20 protein-coding genes and 2 pseudogenes are annotated in these 22,354 nt (G+C 45.4%); 5 read left to right on the forward strand and 17 right to left on the reverse strand.

The window, feature by feature from the left end; translation table 11 throughout:
• Positions 1–10 precede the first annotated feature (10 nt).
• Together H2C83_RS00375 and H2C83_RS00380 are read right to left on the reverse strand one after the other, a co-directional pair.
• Positions 11–311 (reverse strand): annotated as a pseudogene (locus H2C83_RS00375) (OsmC family protein).
• A gap of 111 nt (positions 312–422) precedes the next feature.
• Positions 423–1,520: a M24 family metallopeptidase gene (locus H2C83_RS00380; RefSeq protein ID WP_181736644.1), complete on the reverse strand. Its 1,098-nt coding sequence runs from the start codon at positions 1,518–1,520 to the stop codon at positions 423–425.
• Positions 1,521–1,798: 278 nt separating this feature from the next.
• On the opposite strand from H2C83_RS00380, the gene H2C83_RS00385 reads away from it, so the two are divergent.
• Positions 1,799–1,984 carry a hypothetical protein gene (locus tag H2C83_RS00385; protein WP_181736646.1) on the forward strand — a complete coding sequence of 62 codons (186 nt, stop codon included), beginning with the start codon at positions 1,799–1,801 and terminating at the stop codon, positions 1,982–1,984.
• Between the two features lie 594 nt (positions 1,985–2,578).
• On the opposite strand, the gene H2C83_RS00390 is transcribed toward H2C83_RS00385, so the two are convergent.
• Positions 2,579–3,751 (reverse strand): pyridoxal phosphate-dependent aminotransferase, encoded by a 1,173-nt coding sequence (locus tag H2C83_RS00390; RefSeq protein WP_181736648.1) that lies wholly within the window; start codon positions 3,749–3,751, stop codon positions 2,579–2,581.
• Positions 3,752–3,847: 96 nt separating this feature from the next.
• On the opposite strand from H2C83_RS00390, the gene H2C83_RS00395 reads away from it, so the two are divergent.
• Positions 3,848–4,630: a carbon-nitrogen family hydrolase gene (locus H2C83_RS00395; RefSeq protein WP_181736650.1), complete on the forward strand. Its 783-nt coding sequence runs from the start codon at positions 3,848–3,850 to the stop codon at positions 4,628–4,630.
• A gap of 57 nt (positions 4,631–4,687) precedes the next feature.
• Here the strand turns inward: H2C83_RS00395 and H2C83_RS00400 are convergent, their stop codons facing one another.
• Complete coding sequence (locus tag H2C83_RS00400; RefSeq protein ID WP_281364060.1) at positions 4,688–5,470, reverse strand: aldo/keto reductase; 783 nt, start codon at positions 5,468–5,470, stop codon at positions 4,688–4,690.
• Positions 5,471–5,756: 286 nt separating this feature from the next.
• On the opposite strand from H2C83_RS00400, the gene H2C83_RS00405 reads away from it, so the two are divergent.
• Positions 5,757–5,984: a hypothetical protein gene (locus H2C83_RS00405; RefSeq protein ID WP_181736654.1), complete on the forward strand. Its 228-nt coding sequence runs from the start codon at positions 5,757–5,759 to the stop codon at positions 5,982–5,984.
• A 74-nt stretch (positions 5,985–6,058) separates the two neighbouring features.
• On the opposite strand, the gene H2C83_RS00410 is transcribed toward H2C83_RS00405, so the two are convergent.
• Complete coding sequence (locus tag H2C83_RS00410; protein ID WP_181736656.1) at positions 6,059–7,090, reverse strand: acyltransferase; 1,032 nt, start codon at positions 7,088–7,090, stop codon at positions 6,059–6,061.
• 519 nt (positions 7,091–7,609) lie between these two features.
• On the opposite strand from H2C83_RS00410, the gene H2C83_RS00415 reads away from it, so the two are divergent.
• The gene (locus tag H2C83_RS00415) at positions 7,610–8,995 is read left to right on the forward strand and encodes a peptide MFS transporter (protein WP_181736659.1); all 1,386 of its coding nucleotides are present in this window, start codon (positions 7,610–7,612) and stop codon (positions 8,993–8,995) included.
• 164 nt (positions 8,996–9,159) lie between these two features.
• Here H2C83_RS00415 and H2C83_RS00420 read toward each other — a convergent pair whose 3' ends face one another.
• The 6 genes and pseudogenes from H2C83_RS00420 to H2C83_RS17980 all read right to left on the reverse strand — a co-directional run bounded on the left by H2C83_RS00420 (position 9,160) and on the right by H2C83_RS17980 (position 12,387).
• A complete protein-coding gene (locus tag H2C83_RS00420) occupies positions 9,160–10,707 on the reverse strand; it encodes a limonene hydroxylase (protein WP_220183929.1) in 1,548 nt (515 codons plus the stop codon).
• Entirely contained in the window at positions 10,665–10,931 is a 267-nt protein-coding gene (locus H2C83_RS17280) for a hypothetical protein (protein WP_220183930.1), read from the reverse strand. Before H2C83_RS17280 ends, H2C83_RS00420 begins: the two co-directional genes overlap by 43 nt.
• Before the next feature lie 526 nt (positions 10,932–11,457).
• Positions 11,458–11,640, reverse strand: a complete 183-nt coding sequence (locus H2C83_RS18285) for a hypothetical protein (RefSeq protein ID WP_312853815.1) — start codon at positions 11,638–11,640, stop codon at positions 11,458–11,460.
• Between the two features lie 67 nt (positions 11,641–11,707).
• A pseudogene (locus H2C83_RS18290) lies at positions 11,708–11,773 on the reverse strand (AzlD domain-containing protein); the annotation flags it as partial.
• Positions 11,766–12,188 (reverse strand): AzlC family ABC transporter permease, encoded by a 423-nt coding sequence (locus H2C83_RS00430; RefSeq protein ID WP_281364056.1) that lies wholly within the window; start codon positions 12,186–12,188, stop codon positions 11,766–11,768. The pseudogene H2C83_RS18290 and the gene H2C83_RS00430, both read right to left, overlap by 8 nt.
• A 43-nt stretch (positions 12,189–12,231) precedes the next feature.
• Positions 12,232–12,387, reverse strand: a complete 156-nt coding sequence (locus H2C83_RS17980; RefSeq protein ID WP_181736663.1) for an AzlC family ABC transporter permease — start codon at positions 12,385–12,387, stop codon at positions 12,232–12,234.
• Positions 12,388–12,642: 255 nt separating this feature from the next.
• Here H2C83_RS17980 and H2C83_RS00440 point away from each other — a divergent pair, with 255 nt between their 5' ends.
• A complete protein-coding gene (locus H2C83_RS00440; protein ID WP_181736664.1) occupies positions 12,643–12,879 on the forward strand; it encodes a hypothetical protein in 237 nt (78 codons plus the stop codon).
• A 96-nt stretch (positions 12,880–12,975) separates the two neighbouring features.
• Here the strand turns inward: H2C83_RS00440 and cydC are convergent, their stop codons facing one another.
• From cydC to H2C83_RS00470, 6 genes are all read right to left on the reverse strand, one after another.
• Positions 12,976–14,730, reverse strand: a complete 1,755-nt coding sequence (gene cydC, locus H2C83_RS00445; RefSeq protein ID WP_181736666.1) for a thiol reductant ABC exporter subunit CydC — start codon at positions 14,728–14,730, stop codon at positions 12,976–12,978.
• On the reverse strand, positions 14,727–16,454 hold the full coding sequence (gene cydD / locus H2C83_RS00450; RefSeq protein WP_181736668.1) for a thiol reductant ABC exporter subunit CydD: 1,728 nt from the start codon (positions 16,452–16,454) through the stop codon (positions 14,727–14,729). Before cydD ends, cydC begins: the two co-directional genes overlap by 4 nt.
• Positions 16,454–17,470 carry a cytochrome d ubiquinol oxidase subunit II gene (gene cydB / locus H2C83_RS00455; protein ID WP_181736670.1) on the reverse strand — a complete coding sequence of 339 codons (1,017 nt, stop codon included), beginning with the start codon at positions 17,468–17,470 and terminating at the stop codon, positions 16,454–16,456. Before cydB ends, cydD begins: the two co-directional genes overlap by 1 nt.
• The gene (locus tag H2C83_RS00460; protein ID WP_181736672.1) at positions 17,457–18,857 is read right to left on the reverse strand and encodes a cytochrome ubiquinol oxidase subunit I; all 1,401 of its coding nucleotides are present in this window, start codon (positions 18,855–18,857) and stop codon (positions 17,457–17,459) included. Before H2C83_RS00460 ends, cydB begins: the two co-directional genes overlap by 14 nt.
• A 388-nt stretch (positions 18,858–19,245) precedes the next feature.
• A complete protein-coding gene (locus tag H2C83_RS00465) occupies positions 19,246–20,631 on the reverse strand; it encodes an MFS transporter (RefSeq protein ID WP_246333664.1) in 1,386 nt (461 codons plus the stop codon).
• Positions 20,618–22,354 (reverse strand): PEP-utilizing enzyme (locus H2C83_RS00470; RefSeq protein WP_181736676.1); only part of this gene is annotated, 1,737 nt, incomplete at its 5' end. The genes H2C83_RS00465 and H2C83_RS00470, both read right to left, overlap by 14 nt.

The raw sequence follows: 22,354 nt of genomic DNA on the forward strand, positions 1-22,354 counted from the left end.
CGTTTTATAATTATTTTGTTACAAATTGGGCCTCCACTTCCAGCCGGACATTTCCCCGCAAAGCATTGGAAATCATGCAATTTTTTTCGGCAAGCGACAGTTCTTCGACAGGCAAATTCTTCCGTTCAATCATTGCGTCCAAGGTAATCAGATAACAGGTAGCCGCCGCTCCAATTAACAATTCATCAGGATTCGTGCCGACTCCCGGACCGCCCATTTCTTCAGGAATCGAAATGGTTTGCCTCAATGGTTCCTTGTCCGTTCCGTCCGCCTTGCCAGGTTGCTTTCAGATAAAAGTGATGTTGGGTCAAGTTTTATCACCTCTTTTCAAAAACCTGCCGGCTGATCCTGAAAGCGATATTTTCCGAATCACCGGCTGTTGCAAGTTCACAATTTTCCAGCATGTGTCAAGGATATAAAAACTATACAATGACAAGCTCTTTGGTGAATGAAGTAAGAATTTCCGCACCATCTTCAGTGATACAGACATCATCCTCAATACGGACTCCTCCTGCTTCAGGCACATAAATCCCTGGTTCAATCGTAAAAACCATGCCTTCCTTAAGCAAATGGTCATTGGTCTCGTTGACCGACGGGAATTCATGCACACTGATCCCCAAACCATGTCCCAGGCGATGGGTAAAACAGTTGCCGTAACCGGCTTTGGAAATTCTGTTTCTCGCGATCCGGTCGAGGTCGCCCACGCGAACGCCCGGTTTTAATGCATCAATTGCCGCTTGCTGGGCCTCTTTCACAACCTCGTAAATTTCCCGCTGCTGTTCACTTATCCGATCGAAAGCAACCGTCCGGGTAATGTCAGAACAATACCCGTTCCATACCACACCCAGATCAAATAATACAAGATCTCCCTTTTTCAGACGGCGCAATCCCGGATGTCCGTGCGGCAGCGCAGATTTCTCGCCAAACAGAACCATGGTGGGGAAGGACATATCCGCAACACCTTTTTTCTTCATCGCCAGTTCAATAGCAGCCAGTACATCCATTTCCGTACAGGCTTCTGTCAGATGATCGATCCCGACCTGGATCGCTTCATCCGCCAAACGGGCTGCTTCCCTCAAAATCTCCAGTTCAGCGGCATCTTTCACCAGTCTCAATTGATTCAGGGTATCATCAAGGGAACGAAATTGTACCTTTTTGGAAAGCGTTTGCAGTTTTTCTGCCCGGGCATAAGAAACCACATCTTTTTCGATGGCTATTACAGATTCTTCCTGCAGGGAGCGATGTTTCCACTCAGTCCGAATCATTTCCCACGGATCTTCGACATCATCGTAACTGATGATCTTATGAGACCACCCGGCATCTTTTGCCGCTTGCTCTTCCATCCTGGGGCAGACCAGAAACGGATCGGATTCGGCAAACACGAACAATCCCAGTAACCTTTCATTCGGATGGCACATAAAATTGGATAAATAAAAAACATTTTCCGATGAATGGACAAAAGCAACATCAATCGATTCATTTTTTAACCATGTTGTAATTTTATCAATTCGTTGATTCATCTTTTTCCCTTCCTTTTTTCTTGAATTTTGTTTTAAATGATTCAATCGGCTGCAAACTGCGCTTAAACCAGGAGAAGCGTAAGTCCCGGCAGCCCACCTGAAATCATCCTGTCAACAAACTCCAAGCTTTTATAATTAAAGAATATCATATTGAAATGAACATCCACAAACTTGTAAATTTCTTCAGTAATGTGAAAAGAGGTTTGGAAACCAGGAAAATCGGGAAATTATAAAAATTATACGAATCAAATGATGAACATCAAGGGAGGTTGGTAACCATGAAAAAACGGAAAGGATACTTATGTGAGCATTGCGGACAAAAGAAGGCCAAGTATGAAACGCGGTCGGTGATTGAAGGAACAAACCATTTGATTTGTGAAGAATGTTTTAAAGAATTAATGGTTTCATCCACGGTAATCCATTCGCAAGCGGAGTTGAACAGTTTTGCTGAAGAAAGAGTATAAGATTCTCGTCGTTAATCAGTATGTTGATCTTTTCATGTCGTCTCCTTTCCCAAACCTTCCGACTTCTTCCTTCCATCGCTTCTTGAGATCAAATCAGGTGTCTGAATTTTTATGACAGAAATGGGACAATTTCCTTGCATGATCGTAACTTTCTTTAGATAACGGATTTTTATGAAGCCTTGGAAAGAAAAAAGAAATGAATGTAACGATAGAAGATAAAGCAAAAGGGCAGTCCTGTTACTGTCTTTTTGCTTTTTTAAATATCAAAAAATATACGAAAATAGAGAACAATGGAAGTCAGCGTTAAAAAATCGGATGTTCGCTTGCAATCCCTGATCATAACCTTTACGGCAGAAAACAGGACAGGCGCGTGTGCAACATTGTTGGGCCGGCTGGACAACAGATATCGAAATTCGACCTCTTTTTTTGCTCAACAAAAAAAGATTCTGAATCAGCACATATGCCACGCTGCAAGTTTCGGAAGAACAGGTGTTCCAATCGGACAGGGAAATTTGCACAACAAATCGGCTGCGATAGAAACCGTCCCCTTCTGCCGCTCAAGAGGCCGGCGACTCAGGCATATATTTTTCTTTCTTAAAAAATACCCAGTCCTCCAATTCGTTTCGCCGCCTCTTGCAGACGCTCTTCCGAAGTTAACAACGCGGCCCGCACATACCGGTTGCCCTCCTTGCCAAACCCGATTCCGGGAGCGACCACCACATGCGCACGCTCCAACAGCAAATCGGAAAATGATTCAGAAGAATAACCATTGGGAACTTTTAACCAGCAAAAGAATGAGCCGCGGGGTGCTTTCACATTCCATCCGATTTCACGCAACCGGCTGATGAAAACATTCCGCCTCCGTTCATACATATTGACCAGATCCTGAACACATTCCTGCGGACCAAGCAATGCCGCTGCCGCGGCTTTTTGAATGGCCCCGAACAGGCTGCAATAAAAATGGTCCTGGAGCAGATTAATCGCCTGAATCACGTCTTCATGACCGATGGCAAACCCGATTCTCCATCCCGCCATATTATAGGTTTTGCTCATTGTATAGATCTCCACTCCGACCCGTTTTGCCCCCGGTGTTTGCAGAAAACTGTGCGGCTTTTCCCCGTCGAAGCCAATGGATGAATAGGCAAAATCATGTACAATCAGCACATGATACCGTTCTGCCATCCGTACCGTTTCCTCAAAAAATGAAGCAGGTGCCAGTGCCCCCGTCGGATTGTTGGGATAATTCAGGAACATCAATTTTGCCTTCTTCCAGACAGAAACATCAATCTGCCCATAGTCAGGCAAAAAATCATTTTCACCTTTAAGCGGCATCATATGCATCCTGGCACCCGCCATCAGAATACCCGACCAGTAATCCGGATAGCCTGGATCGGGCACCAGTGCCACATCCCCCGGATTCAAATAACATTTGGAAATCTCAACCAGTCCCGCTTTACCTCCAAACAAGACAGCAACTTCTTTGTCGGGATCCACCTCCACGCCATATTCCCGTCGATAAAACCGGCTTACAGCTTCCTTTACAAACCGGTAGCCCTGAAAAGGGGGATATTTATGGAAACCGGCTTTTTCAGCGGCTTGCTGCAATTCCCTGACAATATGCGGAGGAGTAGGCTGATCCGGATTCCCTTGCCCGAGATTGATAAGATCATGTCCCGAAGCTCTGGCACAGTTGACCTTGTCCGTCAGTTTCACAAAGTACTGTTCCGGCAAACGTTTTAATGCATCTGCTATTTCAAATCTTTCCATGCGTGTCACTCCCCGCCTTCGCGAAATATTCTTGAAATTATAATGAATTATGTTATATGTTGAAAGAAAATCTGTCAAAGTCTCAGGAGGACTATCATGAAAAAAAAATGTGCCATCATCCAAATGGATATCGCTTTTGGACAGCCTGAAACTAACCGGAAAAAAGTGGAGGAAAAAGTCGCTCAAGCCATGAAACGGCAACCTGATTTCATTTTGCTGCCCGAGTTGTGGGATACGGGCTATGATCTGAAACGGCTCGATGACATTGCCGATGATCATGGGCAAAAAAACAGGGCACTCCTTACACGCCTGGCCAGAAAGCACCAAGTGGCAATCATTGGCGGATCGGTTTCCAACCGGGAAGCGGCGGGAACCTATAACACCCTGTATGCCGTTGACAAACAGGGAAACCTGACTGGTGAATACCGGAAAGCTCATCTGTTTCGCCTGATGAATGAAGAAAAATATCTATCAGCCGGCAAAGAGCCCTGCCGGTTTGTGATGGAACACATCCCATGCACGGCGGTCATTTGTTACGATATCCGGTTTCCTGAATGGATTCGTAAAAACATTCTTCATGGAGCACAGATTTTATTCGTTCCTGCTGAATGGCCCAGCCCACGCCTTTCCCATTGGCGCCATCTCCTGATCAGCCGTGCCATTGAAAACCAATGCTACGTGGTAGCGTGCAACCGGGTTGGGCAGGATCCGGACAACACCTTTGCCGGCCATTCAATGGTCATTGATCCATGGGGAGCAATCATCGCCGAAGCAGGAGAAAAAGAAGAAATTCTCCATGCAGAACTGGATCTGTCTTCCGTTCAGGAAGCCCGCACCCTTATTCCCGTCTTTGACGATCGCCGGCCGGACCTGTACTGACAGGCTTTGCAGAAAACCACTATTGAATCCTATCAATAGTGGTTTTACAAGATTTTATCAGAAGTCAAAATTATCCGGATCTGGTCCAAACCGATGATTCCGGTTTAACCCATCCAGGCAATTCATATCTTCCCGGCTCAATTCAAAATCAAACAGATCGGCGTTTTCCTGAATCCGATGCGCTTTGACCGATTTGGGAATTGTTACGACCCCATGTTGCAGATCCCAGCGAAGAACGATCTGGGCCGGGGTTTTTCCGTACTTTTCGGCCAGCTCTTTCAACAGATCAACCCGGACAAATTCCCCTTGCATCAAAGGACTCCATGCTTCCATCTGAATTTGTTCCTCTTTGCAGAAAGAAAGCAGTTCCTGTTGTGTCAGGTAAGGATGAAATTCCACCTGATTGACCATTGGCTTGATTTCAGCTTCCGAAATCAGGTCTTTTAAATGATGAATATGAAAATTGCTGACCCCGATGGCTCTGACCAATCCTTCTTTGTAAAGTTTCTCCATCGCTTTCCAGGTTTCTTTATATTTTCCTTTTACAGGCCAGTGAATCAGATAGAGATCAATGTATTCCAGTCCCAGTTTTCTGCGGCTTTCCTCAAAAGCCTTCAGTGTTGTCTCATACCCCTGGTCGTCGTTCCACACCTTGGTGGTAATAAACAGTTCTTCCCGTGGGACCTCGGCCTCTGCCAGCGCGTTGCCTACCCCTTCTTCATTTTTATATACAGCAGCTGTATCAATGCTGCGATACCCAGTTTTCAGCGCTGCTTTCACCGCATTTTCCACTTCCTCACCCACCTGTGCTTTCCAGACTCCCAATCCCAGCCATGGCATTGCCACTCCGTTTGCCAAAACGGTTTTGTCCTGAATATGTTTAGCCAATTTTAACCCTCCATCTTCATCATTGGTTTTGTTTATTTCATTTTATTCCCTTTGAAAAGGATATCAAACAAAAACTGAACCGATACCCATTGTATAGGCAGGTTTTCGGAATGAAGCGGAAAATCGCCTCCAAAACTTGACTTGTCTTCAGTCTGATCACGGTTATTAAGGGAAAATAATAAGAAAAGAAGAAGAAAAAAGGTCGCCTTTTGCTCAGACCTGGAAAGGAGGTTTCCCCATGAAACGGGAAATTGTGCTCCAATTGGATTATCAGGCAAAACAGATTTTGCTGAATGCATTAAAAAGCCATAAAACCATCCGTAAAGTTGAAATAAATCGAAATTCGAAAAAAAATCTCCCTTCATATTTTGATGAGGCGCTTATTTTGGAAGATTTAATGAGTCAGGTAAATGAACAGTGGAACAAGGCGTTGCCAAGCAGTTCTTCCTCTCAGCCCCGGAGTTAGCAGCTTTTTTATCACCAAAAAAGGGGAATCATTTCACAGCCGATTCCCTTCAAGCATATCACAAGATGTGAAAATTATTTACCCAGAATCAAGTGACTGTATGGCAACTTCCTGATCAACTTGGCAAGTGCCAGTGACGACAGGGTGACCACAAACAGCATAAACCAGAATTCAATCCATGAAGCGGCCAGGAAAAGTTTAGAACTGATCTTGCTGAACAGATTCAGCAGCATCGGGTGGATCAGGTAGAGGCCGAATGAATAGCGTCCCAATGTAAGCAGCCAAGGCACTTTCCACTTGCTCGTGACCTGGTACCACAGTAGCAAGGAAGTAACCGAATAAAAAATAACTGAATAGTTAAAAAAGCCGGTGTGCTTTCTGGCCAGACTTTCAAACAGCATGACAACAGCGGAAGTCAGGAAGAAAACGAAAGCAGCCGGAAACGGAATTTTGGTCATAAAACGATGGATCCGGTTTCCCTGTTGCCCAATCCAGCCGCCCAGGCAAAAGTAAAAGAGCCAGGCGGGAAAATAGCGCATTGCATCTTTGGCATAAGTCTGCAACCATGAAAATTTCCGGGTTACTTCCCACCATGTCATACTCTCGGCAGCCACACTGATTAACAATGTGACAGAAACCACCGTCATACCGCCAAATTTGCGGAAAGCCCGGATCAAACCGGGCAACAGCAGATAAAACTGAACCATTACAATCAAAAAATACAAATGATAGTAGGAATTCCCTTTAAAAATCGCTTCTATGCTTTGCAAACCAGTCGGAGCCATTCGGGGATGCGTCAGGTTTCCATAAAGCAAATAGATAACAGACCAGGTCAGGTACGGAATCAAAATATACATCGTCCGTTTTTTATAAAATCTTTTCAGCGGAAAAGATTCATTCTCATAGTATCGATAGAAAAGAAACAAGCCGGATAACATAAAAAACACCGGAACGCTAAACCGTCCCAATTGATTCAGAATAAAAAACAGACCACCATCCGTCAGTGATTCAAACGGGCGCAGGCAGAAAGCGGTAACATGTATAAAAATAACGCCAAGTATGGCAATCCCTTTGATGTAATCCGCTTCCTCAATTCTTTTTTTCATCAAATCCTCCTTTTCTGTTCTATTCCTAAATACTATTTTTTATCATAATTCTTTTTATATATTAAATCTTCTCTACTTTATTTTTTCATAAATTGGACATTTATTCTATTTAAACAGACGAAAACCACTTATTGTTTGTTGCAAAAGCTTTCGCCAGAATTAAAATAAAAAAATTTATGATCCCTTTACATTCATCATAAATTTTCATCAGAATAACATAGATTTTCCTTGTTTTTAATACTTAAAGCAAATAATATTTTATTGCCAAAAGTGTCATATGCCATTTATCGAATATTTTTATTGATTGCAGATAGAAAAATAATTTAATAATGGCATAAAAATATTTTTTATTCCATTTTATTCCTTTGACGAGGGCAAATTTTTCAATTACAATTTTTAAAGGAAATTGTATTATTTTTTAAAAAATGTTAAAAAATTTACATTATGATGTTCAATTTACTCTTAGCTTTTTAAGTGCAATTTCATAACTTCTAACCGATTCAGAGGGGGATTACACTTATGGATGCAGCTGTAAAACTTGAAGAAAATCTTCAAGAAACTTCGTCAAAAAAGAAACATCCTCCTGGGCTAAAACTGCTTTTCTTTACGGAAATGTGGGAACGGTTCAGCTATTATGGAATGAGAGGACTGTTATTTCTTTATTTGACAGTCAGTTTTGTCAGCGGTGGATTGGGATTTTCTGATGCTACGGCCTCCATGATCTACGGTTTTTACACCGGGGCGGTCTATTTCGCACCGCTTGTCGGGGGCTGGCTTACCGACCGCTTTATTGGAAAACGCCTGGCCATTACCATGGGTGGAATTACCATGGCCGCCGGGAACTTTGTTCTCTTTGCATTTCAGACACACTGGGGTTTATATTTGGGATTGTCGTTGTTGATTATTGGTAATGGTTTCTTTAAACCAAACATTTCTACACTGCTTGGCGACCTTTACGGTGAAAATGATCCACGCCGTGATTCCGCGTTCACCATTTTTTATATGGGAATTAACTTTGGCGCACTGTTTGCCCCGATCGTTTGCGGATTCATGGCGGAAGATTTATTTAAAACAACCATAAATGGAATTGAACACTTTGGATTCAGATTTGGATTCCTGACAGCCTCGATCGGGATGATTATCGGGCAAATCGCCTTTAACCTTCTCGGCAACCGTTACCTGGGTGATGCAGGAAAAAAACCAAACGCGAAAAAAACCGTGGAAAATCCAAAAGCGGATGCTCCACTTACCAAAAAAGAGAAACAACGCACCTGGGCGATCATCATTATTACCTGTTTTGTTGTCTTTTTCTGGGCCGGTTTTGAACAGGCAGGCACTTCATTGACCGCCTATACCCGAGACTTTGTTGACCGGAATATTTTTGGCTGGGAAATGCCAATTTCCTGGTTCCAAGCGGTTAACCCGTTCTTCATTATCATGTTGGCACCACTCACATCCATGCTGTGGACAAGACTGGCCAGATCCAAACGGGGAGACCTGCCTGTTCCGATTAAGATGGGTCTCGGTATGATCCTGCTTGGATCAGGATTTATTGTGCTGATGTTAGCTGTTATGCAAACCGGAAGTGATCCGGACAACATCGTTATAAAAGCCAATCTGCTCTTTATTGTCTTTACTTATCTACTTCACACCATCGGTGAATTGTTCCTGTCACCAATCGGCTTGTCCCTGGTAAGCCGGATCGCACCGGTGAAACTTGCTTCTCTTTTGATGGGTGTCTGGCTCGCCAGCTCAGGTTTTGCCAACATTTTGGCTGGACAAATTGCCGCTTTAACCGCCACTCTGGGATACCTGGAAATTTTTGCAACCATCGGTGGTGTTGCCATCACAATTGGTTTGCTCCTCATTTCCATTAACCGCATCCTCGTACGCATGATGGACTGATTCACAAAGTAAAGAAGGGGGATTTCCCCCTTCTTCTTATCATCCTGCTTCAGGTTACATCATTTTGCCAACCAATACAACTCTTTTTTAAGCGAAACTCCTCCCAACAGGCAGGGGATTGCTTTTCTTCAGATTCCCAACAAAATTTCCGCTTGAGGAACGGGTTATTGAGACACCCTTTTCAACAGTTTCCGGGCGCTTAAGCGAACATCCTCATCAGGGTCACTTTGGGCCAGATTGGCTACAAGATGAGAACATTCCTGTACCCACTCAGACACCTCCCATGCTTTTAGCGTATTTAACGCGACAGTTCGGTTTCTGATCACAGGGCTTTGCAAGGAGGCCCGGATTAAAGGGATGCCTGTCCCTGCAAACCGGTTCAAGCCCTGAACTATCGTCTCGATACAGCAATGAAGCTTGTACTTATGAACCTTTTCCCCAAATGTTCCTCCCTCAAGGGCCGGACCGGTTGTGATCTGATCCAGAGGCAATGTTTCTTCAACCAAACGAACCAGGTGACGAATGCGATCCAAATCTGTTGTGCGTATTAACACATGATAGATATCTTCATTTAACAGGTCTTTTTTCAATCGTCCCAGCAAATCAAACCAGATATCCAGAGAAAGTTCTTCGGCAACCTGAACAGCAGCATGGAGATTGCATTGTTCAGATTGCAATTCCCTTAAGATCACAATTTCCCATTTTTCATCGGCAAGAAATGAACGGACTTCTGAAACCAGTTCCTCTCGTTGTTCCGGAGTCCAGCCCTGTTCATAACGTTCCCTCCACTGCTCTTCCTCCTGTTCCAAAAAACGTTTGATCTCCACGATAACATTCAGGTCGGTCGCGGTTTTGCACTGTATACGGGAATGCCTTAGATAATCAGAGAGAACAGAATATGCATGAAGGTAATCGTCGATATCTTCGGCCGCCCATCCGCCATTAATCAAAGCGGAAATGATTATACCGGCCCCATGGTATAAATCCGTATCAATCTTTTCAGCCTTTAACGCCATGTGTAATTTCCCTTTTTCGGCACAGGTATAAGCCAAATATTCATCCATGATGCTGTTTCTGCATCCTTTTCGAAGCAGCCAGTCCCTGATCTCCTGCGTTTCCGGCTGCAAACGCTCAACGATATGAATTTTCCCCCATCCATCTACAAGCTGCACCAATTGAAAGAGATGCAAATCGGGATCAGCTGTTCCATTTTGAATGGCAACCGAGACATACAGCGTAAATTCGTCATGCCGGCCAATAGTAAATAACAAATCCAGGTCATCTTCACATTGGAAAAGACCCAGCAATGCGATGCCAAGTTTGACAACTTCTCGATGCGCACTGTTTTGGATAAACCAAATCGCCTCTTGATAAAGCCAGTCCGGATTGAGATCTGACTGGATTCTGATTTCTTTTAACAGCACATCGATATATCCCAGGATCTTGTCATCCATAACCGCCAGATAAGTGGCTCTTCTTGTTTTATTGCCCGGGTTTGTCACCTGTTGCCTGATACATTTTACAAGCTTCTTGATCCTGGCATCATCCTCCTCCGTTCTCATGCCGTGATGTTCCAACATTCCATCGATTGCACCAGGCGCGAAAAGAATTTCTTCATTGGAAGAATCTTCGTCAGGCAAAGTATCCTTGACAATCTTCCCATACTGATCTATTTGCTCTTTAATATAATGATAGACAGAAGGTTGTCCCACCCAGGGAAGCAATTGGCATTCTTTAGGGAAAGTATTTCTGCACATATGATCACCTTATCACTCATTTTCAGGATTGATTGTTCAATTTTCGGATGTTCCGGGAGAAACAATAAAGCCAAAAACGTATGGAAGTCCCAAGAGTGCTCCTGCTCGAGGCTGGCATTATCAATATCAACAAGCTGAAAAACACCATTATGAATCCAATATCCAAAAGCATCACCCATGCCGTAGTCCCCGACCAGCCAGGTCTCTTCTACCTTTCATACTCAAGCGGATCTTCTTTCTGCAACTCTTCGTAATGATAAATTTCGTCAGCTTTTATTGGTCCGCTATAGAGAAAGACTCCCATCATCTCCGCAGCCACACTCGGAGAACATCCAGATAATCCTCAGGGATCCCCGGAAAATCATTGCGAATGTTTCTGTTCACTGCCTGACGAAACAGGTTTCTGTAAAACATCTTCATCTTCCAGTACTTTTCTCAGTCTCCTGATATTCAAATATTCTCTCCTCTCCTATAAATCAATTATGATATAAGTATATCGAAAGATTTTAATTAAGCACTGCTACTTTTAACTTTTTAACAAAAACTGTTGATCTTTTGGTCAACAGCGGATCAAGAAACATTTTATCCTGTAAAATTCTCTATAACGACTATGTCGCATATCTGAGATAATTTTTCAACTCCCCCGGTGCAATTGAAAAATGTCTCGTTTTTCATTACCTGAATTAACATACTTACATGAAATAGCTACACCATGATTTTCAGGATCATCACAGCAAGAATGGAACCAAAAATGATCAGAATAATATGGCTGTGAAAAATATGGCTGTGAAAGGCTGCCAGCAGTACCGCCGCCAAACCGCCGATGATCCCCAGGGATGGATTGTCGGGGTCTATATTTAGAATACCGGGGAATATCAGTGCGCCCAATGCGGCGTATGGAATGATTTAACCATTGATTCAGCCACCCGGGAAAAGATATCTTCCCGATAATGAAGACAGGCAACCATCTGGAAAGCAGCGTAACAAGGGACATACCCAGAATGACAAGAATTTCATTCATGCTGATCCCCCCTCAAAAATAATAATTCCGCCAAACTCCCCAGAATGGTAGCCAGGACGATCGACCATCCGCTGCTGAGAAAAAAACTGAAAAGATAACACAATAACATGGAAATAATGCTTATCAAACCAATGCGCCAATTTTCGCGGACGGAGGGAATCAATAATCCGATAAACATTGCATATAACGCAATGGACATGCTTTGCGGAATCAGGTCACCCAGCAAACAGCCCAGCAACGTTCCAATCACCCATGAGCAGTAGGCGGAAAGCATGATTCCCCCGATAAACGGAGGTGTCGCTTTTTCTTTATGAAAAAAGGTGAGGGTAAAGGTTTCATCGGTTATTCCCATCGATAAAACCGACTTCCACCTGGTCGGGATAGATTTCAGCATATTTATCAAGGATAAGCCCATGATGAAATGCCTGAAAATAAGAATAAAGGTGGCCAGGATAATTTCAACAGCCGATTACGGCCATGAGCATGGATACCGCCATAAACTGGCTGGCGCCGGCAAATACCAGCATGCTCATCAATACGATATAAAAATGGGAAATGCCTGATTGTGTGGCGATCAGGCCCAATGGAACAGCAACGGGAACATAACCAAGCACGATCGGAATCGATATGACAACCCCTTTTAAAAAACTGTTTTGATCGGGTTGTTCGGTTACCTGTCCTTTTTTGTAGACATCTTATTCAGGATTGGCTTTATAACGAACGGTTTGTTTCCGCATGACAAAAAAGAAAAACAGGTACCAGTAACAGGCTTTATCATGGAAGCGATTTTCAAAGAGGTGTGAGAGATTCTTTATAAACATGTTAAAATACAAAAGCAGTAAATGGTATTGATGAAAGGGACACCCATCTTGAACAGATTCATGCTTTTTCTCCACGTTCTGGGGGCGATTGGAATGGAATTTTATTTATTATTGCCCTTTTTTCAGCAAAAAAATATCTGCAAAAAACCGGTTCTTCAACTGATGTACCGAATGAATTTTATCACGCAATGGATTCTGGTAATCCAGTTTGTAACCGGCAGTTCCACATATTTTACAGGGAATTATCCTTATATCTGGATTGTCCTGGATCCCTACGGGTTTTAAACTGGCGCCTCACTATTTTTAAAAGTAAATAACTGCTTTGGAAAATTTAAACTCCTTTGTGCCAAAAAATCCTGACACAAAGGAGTTTTTTATCTGTCAGATATCTGTTAATATCGGCCGGTCAAGATGATACAGATGACAATAGCGGGGGACTTTCTTCAGCAGTTCTTCATGAGAACCCCGCATTTCAATCCGGCCATCCTCAATAAAGACTACTTCATCCATCTGTTCTACTCCAACAAGATGGTGCGTAATCCAAATCAGCGTTTTTCCCTGAATGGTTTGAAAAACGGTTTGAAGCAAATCCCTCTCCGTACGGGGATCAAGCCCCACCGTCGGTTCATCCAGGATAACGACCGGCGTATCCTGGAGCAAGATGCGCGCCAATGCGATCCGCTGCCGCTCCCCGCCAGAAAAACGGTCTCCCGTTTCCAGCATCGGTGTGTCATAACCCAGAGGCAACGATTCAATCAATTGGTCCAGTTTCACTTGCTTTGCCACTTTCCTGATTTCTTCACCGGTAGCTTCAGGTTTTCCAAGCCGGATGTTGTTTGCCACCGTCGTATCAAACAGGTGAGGACGTTGATTCAACACCGCGATCACTTTTGGAATATCGCTGCCAAATTGATCAACACTGACTCCGTTTATAGTAGCTTTGCCCTGTTCTGGAACAATGACACCCTGAATCAACTTCAGCAATGTTGATTTTCCGGCACCGCTGCGCCCGATCACGGCGACCTTTTTCCCTTGTGCGATATCAAGGGACAGATCACTGACGCTCCGTTCATCAGAAGCTTCATAGCGGTAACTCACATTTTCCAGACGAATATGTGCCTGTTTTTGAGCTTCCTCCAGTACCTGATCCGAAACCTTGCACTCAGCAGACAGCGCCTCTGAATCCATACCTCTCAATGAGTGGATCCGTTCAAGGGAGTCCTCGTATTGCGGAATTCTTTCAACCGCTTCAGAAATGGGAAGAAATACGTCCATCAACGGAAAAATAACCAGAACAAATGCCGCAATCAAAGTGCCCTCAAGCTTTCCATCCGCAAATTGCTGTCCCGCCCAACCGGCGGTCAAAATGACTAGCACTCCGACCACAAGATGGCCCAGAAACGTTCGAAAGTTTATCCAGCGATGCAGGCTGTTTTCCACAGAGGTTACTTTCGCTTCGTCCGCCTCATACGATTGAACAAAGTTTTGGGAGCGTCCGCTGATGACCCAGTCGCTCAAGCCAAGCACCGCATCTGTCAGTTTTTGGTACAACCTGTTTCGACCACGCTTCATTTGTTTTCTCTTTCTGTACGTAATCCATAGAGACACTGAAGGAAGAACCAGAATGAGGATCACCAGGTACAGTGCCATCAATAGCGCAAAAGAAAGATCAAATCTCCCCACAAATGCTACCCACAGAACATACATGACCACCGCTGTTGAAACAGGAAAAATCGTACGCACATACACATCTTGCAAATGCTCAACATCGTCAGCAAGGGTACCGAGAATATCACCAGTACGATAACGGGAGCGAATAAACAGTGCCTGGGGTTCCAGCATGCGATAGAGGCGGACTCGCATTCTGGCCAGAATGCGCAAGACCGTGTCATGTCCCACCAGCCGTTCAGTGTAGTGAACTGCGGCACGCCCGATCCCAAACGCTCTTACGAGGACAATCGGCACATACACCATTAAAATATTTTCCGGACGCAACGACGCTTTGGAAATGAGGTAACCAGAAGTAAACATGAGCCCGCTGGCACACCCCGCTGTTAATAAACCTAAAAAGATTACCAGTACAAATCGGAAGCGATGGGTCCGGAGATAAAGGCCAATCCATTCTTCCCGCTTCATATGATCCCTTCCCTTTGTGCAGTTAGCAACCTGTAATACACACCTTTATGCGCAACGAGTTCCTGATGCGTTCCGGTCTCGGCCACCTTTCCTTTGTCCAGCACGATGATCCGGTCCATATGCGGCATCCAGTGCAAGCGGTGGGTGGCAAAAAAGACAAGCTTGTTTTCAAACAGACGGAGCATCGTTTCTTTCAATTCATACTCGGTTTCGATATCCAGATGAGCAGTCGGTTCATCCAGTAACAGAATCGGACGCGCACTCAAAAATACACGGGCAAGTGCAACACGCTGTTCCTGGCCGCCGCTCAACTGGCGACCGCCGTTGCCGATCAATTCATCCAGCCCGTTTGGCAACCGCTCGACCAGACTGGATAAACCTGCAGCCGAAACAGCCCGCTTCACCTCTTCATCAGTAGCATCTGGTTTATAAAAGCGAATATTTTCCGACAGCGATACATTAAACAGATAAGGATGCTGCGGAATATAGGTTGTTTCTTTGCGCCATGCATCATTGGTGAGTGACTGCTGCCTGATGCCGTCGAGTATGATTTCCCCGGAAGATGGATTCCGGAATCCCGCCAACACATCAATCAGGGTTGATTTGCCGGCACCGCTCTCTCCAATAATACCAATTTTGCCTGTTCCCTGGATTTCAATAGATACATGTTCCAGGGAAAGCTGACCCTCTTTCTCATATTGGACACCTATTGAAGACAATTTCAGTATGCTTTTGTCCGTCCAGGCAAAGGCAGCGGGCAATTCGGACGAACCCGTTTCTTCTTCCTGCCGGTTGATGATCGACTGAATGGATTTTCCCGCTTCTTTTCCGTTTAACGTCGCATGATAATCGACTCCCATCATCTGCACAGGCAGGAAATACTCCGGTGCCAATATCAGGACGGTAAGTGCCGGCAATAGCGACATATCCCCGTCGATTAAACGGAATCCCAGATTGACAGCTACAGAGGCCACCGACAGCATCGTGAATAATTCAAGCGCGAAGGAAGATAAAAAAGCAACGCGCAGCGTACGCATTGTCGCTGCGCGGTACTTATGACTTACTTCCCCGATCGCTTCACTGTGCTGACGGCTTTGACCGAGAAATTTCAGTGTCTCCAAACCACGAAGTGAATCGACAAAATGGTTAGACAGTACCCGGAACGACTTCAACTGCTTTTCCGTATGTTTGCGCGCTGCCAGGCCAATCAGGATGAGAAAACCGATCAGAATCGGCATCGTCACAACCAAAATCACGCCTGACATGATATCCAGCGTAAAAACATAGATTACAATCAAAGCTGGTGTGATGGCTGTGCTGATCATGCGTGGCAAAAACAACTCCAGATAAGTGCGGAACTGGGTCACGCCTTCCAGCACAAGTGTGACAAGATTTCCTGTCCCTTCTGCTTTCGCAAACCGCGGCCCATACTGAAACAGCTTATCCATGAGACGCTTCCTCACGTCCGTTCCGGTACGCTCAGCAAAACGATAAGCCAGCCTTTGCTGGAAAGACGCCGCTCCGTAGCGGAAAAGAAAAGCCAGCAGGAACAACCCCATTTTCAAAAATTGTTCCTGCAACGGCTCTCCAGAAAACAAGGCAGTAATCACTTTCGCCAGCCACGTTGCTGCCAGGATAATGGAAACGCTTTGTATCACAGTTAGAAATGCCAATTCCAGGAGTAAAAATTTTACTCCTGGAAGTTTCAACAAATTGCGATCCATCAGTATTCGAGGTGCTCCTTCTCACTGAGACGTTTTTTGAAAACGTAATAGTTCCAGATTTGGTACCCAAGCACAAAAGGTAACAGGGTAAATGCAACAATGGTCATGATTTTCAGTGAATACGGTCCCGAAGAGGCCTGATACAGGGTCATGTTGTATGCCGGATCGATCGAGCTGATCATGACATTCGGGAACAGAGCTGTGAACACTGACGCAATTGCCAATACAATGACGACTCCGATCATGGCAAATGCCCAGCCATCTCTTTTCTTGTTCATGAGTGCGCCGGCAATTACATAGGCTGCGATGCCGAGCACCAGGATGACTGCCAGGATTCCGCCGCGTACTTTAAATGCATCCGTCATGAAGAAAGTCATTGCTCCAAACAGAAGCAGCAATACAGCGAGTGGAACGAGCAGACGTTTTGCCAGGCTGCGTGCGCGATCCTGAAGGTCACCGGTTGTTTTGAGCGCTGTAAACATGAGTCCGTGAACCAGGCACAGAATGGTTACGACCACACCACCGGTTACCGTATACAGGTTAACCATGTCGAACAGTCCTGCATTCAGTTCCATGTTTTTATCAACCGGCAGTCCTTTGAGCAAGCCGGCAAAAACAACACCGAACAAGAATGGTACCAAAAGACTGCTGGTGAAAATTACGTTATCCCAATTCTTTTTCCATTTTTCACTATTTACCTTGCTTCTATACTCAAAGGAAACTCCGCGTCCGATCAGGAGAAGCAATACAACCACGAGCGGTACATAATAACCGCTGAACAATGTTGCATACCAGTGTGGGAAAGCCGCAAACATTGCTCCGCCAGCTGTCAGCAGCCATACTTCATTTGCATCCCAGAAGGGACCGATTGAGTTAATCAGAACACGCCGTTCACCCTCGGTTTTTGCAAGGAACTTTGTAGACATCCCAACGCCAAAGTCAAATCCTTCCAGGAAGAAGAACCCGACAAACAACACGCCGACAAGAACAAACCACAACTCATTAAGAGACAGCATGGTGTTCCCTCCGATCAAATGGATCATTTAGTGAATCGTCCTGAGCCGCTTCCTTCGGACCTTTTTTGATGACACGGACGAACAGGTAAATCATTACAATCATCAGCGCAGTGTAAATAGCCAGGAAGGCAAGTAGCGAGAACAGAACCTCCGGACCGGAAACACTGGGCGAAACAGCATCCGCCGTAGTCATCAATCCCTGGACCGTCCACGGTTGACGTCCGATTTCCGTCATAATCCATCCTGTTAGGTTAGCGATATGAGGCAAGAAAATACTCAGGAACATCGCACGCAGGAACCATGGTTTCGCTTGCCCCAATTTATTTTTGGCTGCCAGATAGGTTCCGTAAGCAGACAGGATAATCATCAATACTCCAGCAAGAATCATGAGCCGGAAGCTCCAGAATGTTGTCCGTACCGGAGGAATGTAGTTGCCCGGGCCATAAGTTTCTTCATACTGAGCTTGAATATCTTTTATCCCCGGCACTGATCCGGAAAATTTGCCATAAGCCATAAAGCTGAGAACACCTGGAATTTTGATTTCCGCAGAATTTTCCTGTTTTGCAGGGTCAATGACCGCAAACAAGGTCCAAGGTGCCGGATCTTCACTGGTTTCCCACAGCCCTTCACTGGCTGCCATTTTCATTGGTTGCGTTTCTACCAGGTATTGTGCTTGCCAGTGACCAACCACCGCAACCATTATAGAACCAATCAGGCCAAAGATAACGCCCAGTTTGAATGATTTTTTAAAGAAGTCAACATCTTGCTTTTTAAGTAATTTCCAGGCACTGACCCCCGTGATCAGGAATGCTGATGTTGCCAAAGAAGCAAAAAGCACGTGTGGGTACTCAACCAGGACTTGACCGTTGGTGATTACGGCCAGGAAGTCGTTCATTTCTGCACGGCCGTTATTGATTGTATATCCGACCGGATGTTGCATGAACGAGTTTGCGGCCAGAATCCAGAATGCGGAAAGTGCCGTACCGATCGATGTCAGCCAGATTGCGGCCAAATGCACCTTCTTGGACAATCTGTTCCAACCAAAAATCCATACACCGATAAATGTAGATTCCATAAAGAATGCCAGCAGTGCTTCGACTGCAAGGGGTGCTCCGAATACGTCCCCTACAAATCTGGAGTAATCAGACCAGTTCATTCCGAATTGGAATTCCTGAATGATCCCGGTCACAACACCGACGGCAAAGTTGATCAGGAACAATTTTCCCCAAAACTTTGCCATATCTTTGTACTCTTCTTTTCCCTTGACAACATAAATTGTCTCCATGATCGCAATGATAAATGCCAATCCGATTGACAACGGCACAAAGAAGAAGTGGTAAACCGTTGTTGCTGCGAACTGGAGTCGAGCCAAAAGAAGCGCTTCCATACTTTTTCTCCACCTTTCCCGCCAGTTTTTTAACCGCGTTGACAAAGTTTAACTATACAAAAAATTTAGCGATTCACCATCATTATGTCACAAGAGTAATCTGTAAAGTGTTCAATTTATGACATATTCGTTGTGAAAAAGTGAACAAAATGAGAACTTTTTGTTTGTTCTATTAAATTTTCTGCTTTTTATATGATAACCACTATTAATATACAATTAATTATTGTAAGGACAAATTATTATGTGTGTTTGTTAACATTTTTAAAATTTTGATACCTGGGGATCCTTTTGCCGAAACGGGTAAAAATATAAGACCGGGGAGCCGTTTTTGCCACTCCGACATTTCCCCGATCATGATCCGCAATTCTGCTATTGCAATTCCAGATTCTTACTCCTGTTTTTCCTCCGGTCTGGCTGCTCCCTCAAACCGGCTGCCGATGAAAAAGCCGGTAATGCCAAGAATGAACAGAACCAGAAACACAATCCCGTAGGAAGTCAATTTTGAACCCCAGGCTGACGAGAAACCGATAATACTGGTAAGCAGGGGAATGCCCGCCGCTCCCCCGATGTTTCTGCTAAGCTGAATCATTCCTCCAATGGTTGCCTGGGATCTTTCGGAAACCGCATTCTGAGCCGGCAGCAGAAACGTCGGTACCAGACTGCCAATGCCAAAACCAATGAGAAAAGCAAACAGGTAATTGAAATATACAGGCAATCCGGTAAAAATAATTACGCTCATGAAGGCCAGACTGCCAGCGGCGATCAGCCAACCGGTCCGGGCCAGCATTTTGTACGGGAATCTGTGAATCATTTGTCCCGAGAAGATAATGCCCACGCTCAGGCCAAGAACCAATGGCAAAAGAAACCGGGCACTGTCTGCCGAACCGCCATTAAATGTCGTTGCGGCATATAACGGCAGGATGGCGATGGCTCCATGCATCAGGACTCCCGTTAACAAAGCGCTCCAATTGGCCAGTTTGACATTGGTGATTTTGATCAGGTCAGGCGGCAGAACAGGAGCGGGATGCTTGTCCTCCTGAAAAACAAACCAGATCAGAAGCAAAAGGCTGCCTGCGAGAAAAAGGAGCGTATTCAGCGACCAGCCGGACTTCTCAAAAATCGTCCAAGCCTGAACGAAAAGTGCAATGGAACCACCCAGCAGCAAGGCTCCCCAATAGTCAATATTTTTCAGAGATGAGGGAGGTTCCGGTTCCCGATCAGTCCGGGCACGGGAAAACCGGATGGTAATCAGGGACAAAAGTCCCAGTGGAATAACCATATAAAAAGCAAAAGGCCAGCCAAAAGATGAAGCGACAAACCCGCCGGCAATCGGACCTGCCAGATTGGAAAAAAACTGAACGGCAGCAAAGGCGCTCAGCGCTTTCCCCCTATTCTCAACCGGGAACAGGACACTGATCAAAGCGATGGACACAGGCCCCAGTACACCGGCTCCAACTCCTTGAACAAGCCGCGCCATTACCAGGAAGTGAAGCGATGGAGCCAATCCGCAAAGAAGAGATCCCACCAGAAAAACAGTCATGCCGATGGTAAAAAACAATTTATAACCATAAAGATCGGCTAATTTGGCAAATAAGGGAATTGTAATGGTCGACATCAGCAAATATCCGCTAAAAACCCAGCCATACAGGTGGGAACTTCCCAACTGACTGACAACTTGGGGGAGGATGGTGGCAACGACCGTTTGCATGATCGTGTTGGCCGCTGCCCCAAACAAAATCCCTGTTAAAAGAATGGACCGTTTATTCATTTTCATCACTGATAATCTCCACAATCCCAAGATTTCCGTTGACACGGATCATTTGCCCGTCCCTGATTATTCTGGTGGCATCATCCACTCCCACCACGGCCGGGATTCCGTATTCCCTGGCTACCACAGAACCGTGGGTCATCAATCCCCCGACTTCTGTTACCAGTGCTCTGGCCGACTGGAACAAGGGGGTCCAGCCGGGATCGGTATAAGGCGCCACCAGAATCTCCCCTTCATGAAGTTCAGCTTCTTCCGGTTTTAAAACAATACGAGCTTTTCCTTCAACCACTCCTGCCGAAGCCGGGGTCCCCACCAAGGCACCTTCGGGAAACTCTCCATCCCTGTGTGAACCGGTGACAATTTCCCCTTCACTTGTCACCACCCGGGGCGGAGTCAATGTCTGGTGCCAGGCAAATTGACTTTTGCGATTTGCAATCAGAGTTGAGACATCGTGGGCAAACTTTCCTTTAACCAGTTGAGTCAACTCTTCCAAAGACAGGAAAAACACATCTTCTGCCTGGTGCAGAACCCCTTTTTCCACCAGTTTTTCCGCTTCGGCCAGGATCACTTTCTTGCATTCATCCATCAGGAAGATTAACAGATATTTGTGGTGTTCCCGAAGCCCGCCGGTATTCCGGTATATTTCTATCAGGCGTTTGAGCAATTTGGCCTTGAATCTGCTGCGTTTTGCCTGCTCCAGGATCTGGCGCGCAGCTTCCCGGGCAGTCTGTTCCCCTTCAGCAAATTTTCGCCGGTGTTCTCCCGGCTTCACACTGCGCATATGCCCCAAAATGGCCGGAACCAGCTGGGTTGGCGCCTCACGCCAGCGAGGTCTGGTCAGATCAATTTCTCCCGGGCAGCGATGGCCGTATTTGTCGATAAACTTCTCAAATTCCCGTTTAAACCGCCCGCCTCCTTTAACCTTCAGGAGTCCCTCAAAAAACATTTCGTCATTGGCCTGTTTCAGATATGCTTCCACTTCCGGCAGTTCCCGAACCAGATCCGCCAGATCGCCGATCTCCAGACCCATCCGGCTGGTAATATTGCCAGGAAGCGATTGGTTTAACTGGTACAATTTTTCTTCATCACCCATCAACCGGTTAATCATTTTCTTCAGAAGGATGGATGAAGCAAGATAAGGCAGGATATAAGGCAGGATATTTTGTGCAATATCCTTTAACAAGCTGCCCAACTGAACCTGAACCGCCTCCAGCTGTTGGTGTTCATTTACTCCCTGCAAACCTTCACGAAACGTGACCATCTTTTTTTTCATATATGCCTCTACGTCGCTTCTGGCCGTTTTCAGCCTGTCTTTTCCGAAATTTTGGCGCGCTTTTTTTACGATAGGAGCCAGGATATGGCGTTTTGACCGGAACAATCCCGGTTTTGCCGGAACCTTCCGGAACTCCGGCCGCTCAATCACTTCAGTGATGGCACGGCTGATTGTTTCATCAAAAGCATTCTTGAGTGCAATAGGAAATATTTTTCCTCCCAGTTTCGTACGAAGAAGTTCCGTAGGATTGACAAACAGGCGCCCGCCCGCTTCCAAAAAAACACTTTTTGGAAAAATGGTTTGCAAGATCGAAATCCCCATCGGTTTCATGGCATCGGTCATCATCTGGATATGGCCAAATGAAATCATAACCTGAAGCGGTTCCTGCGGAACGTCCGGCAACGGATAGAGCGATGTGACCGGCCGGCTTTGTACGACATAAAACTCCCCGTCTTC

The organism is Thermoactinomyces mirandus, from assembly GCF_013868055.1.
GTDB classification, from domain to species: domain Bacteria; phylum Bacillota; class Bacilli; order Thermoactinomycetales; family Thermoactinomycetaceae; genus Thermoactinomyces; species Thermoactinomyces mirandus.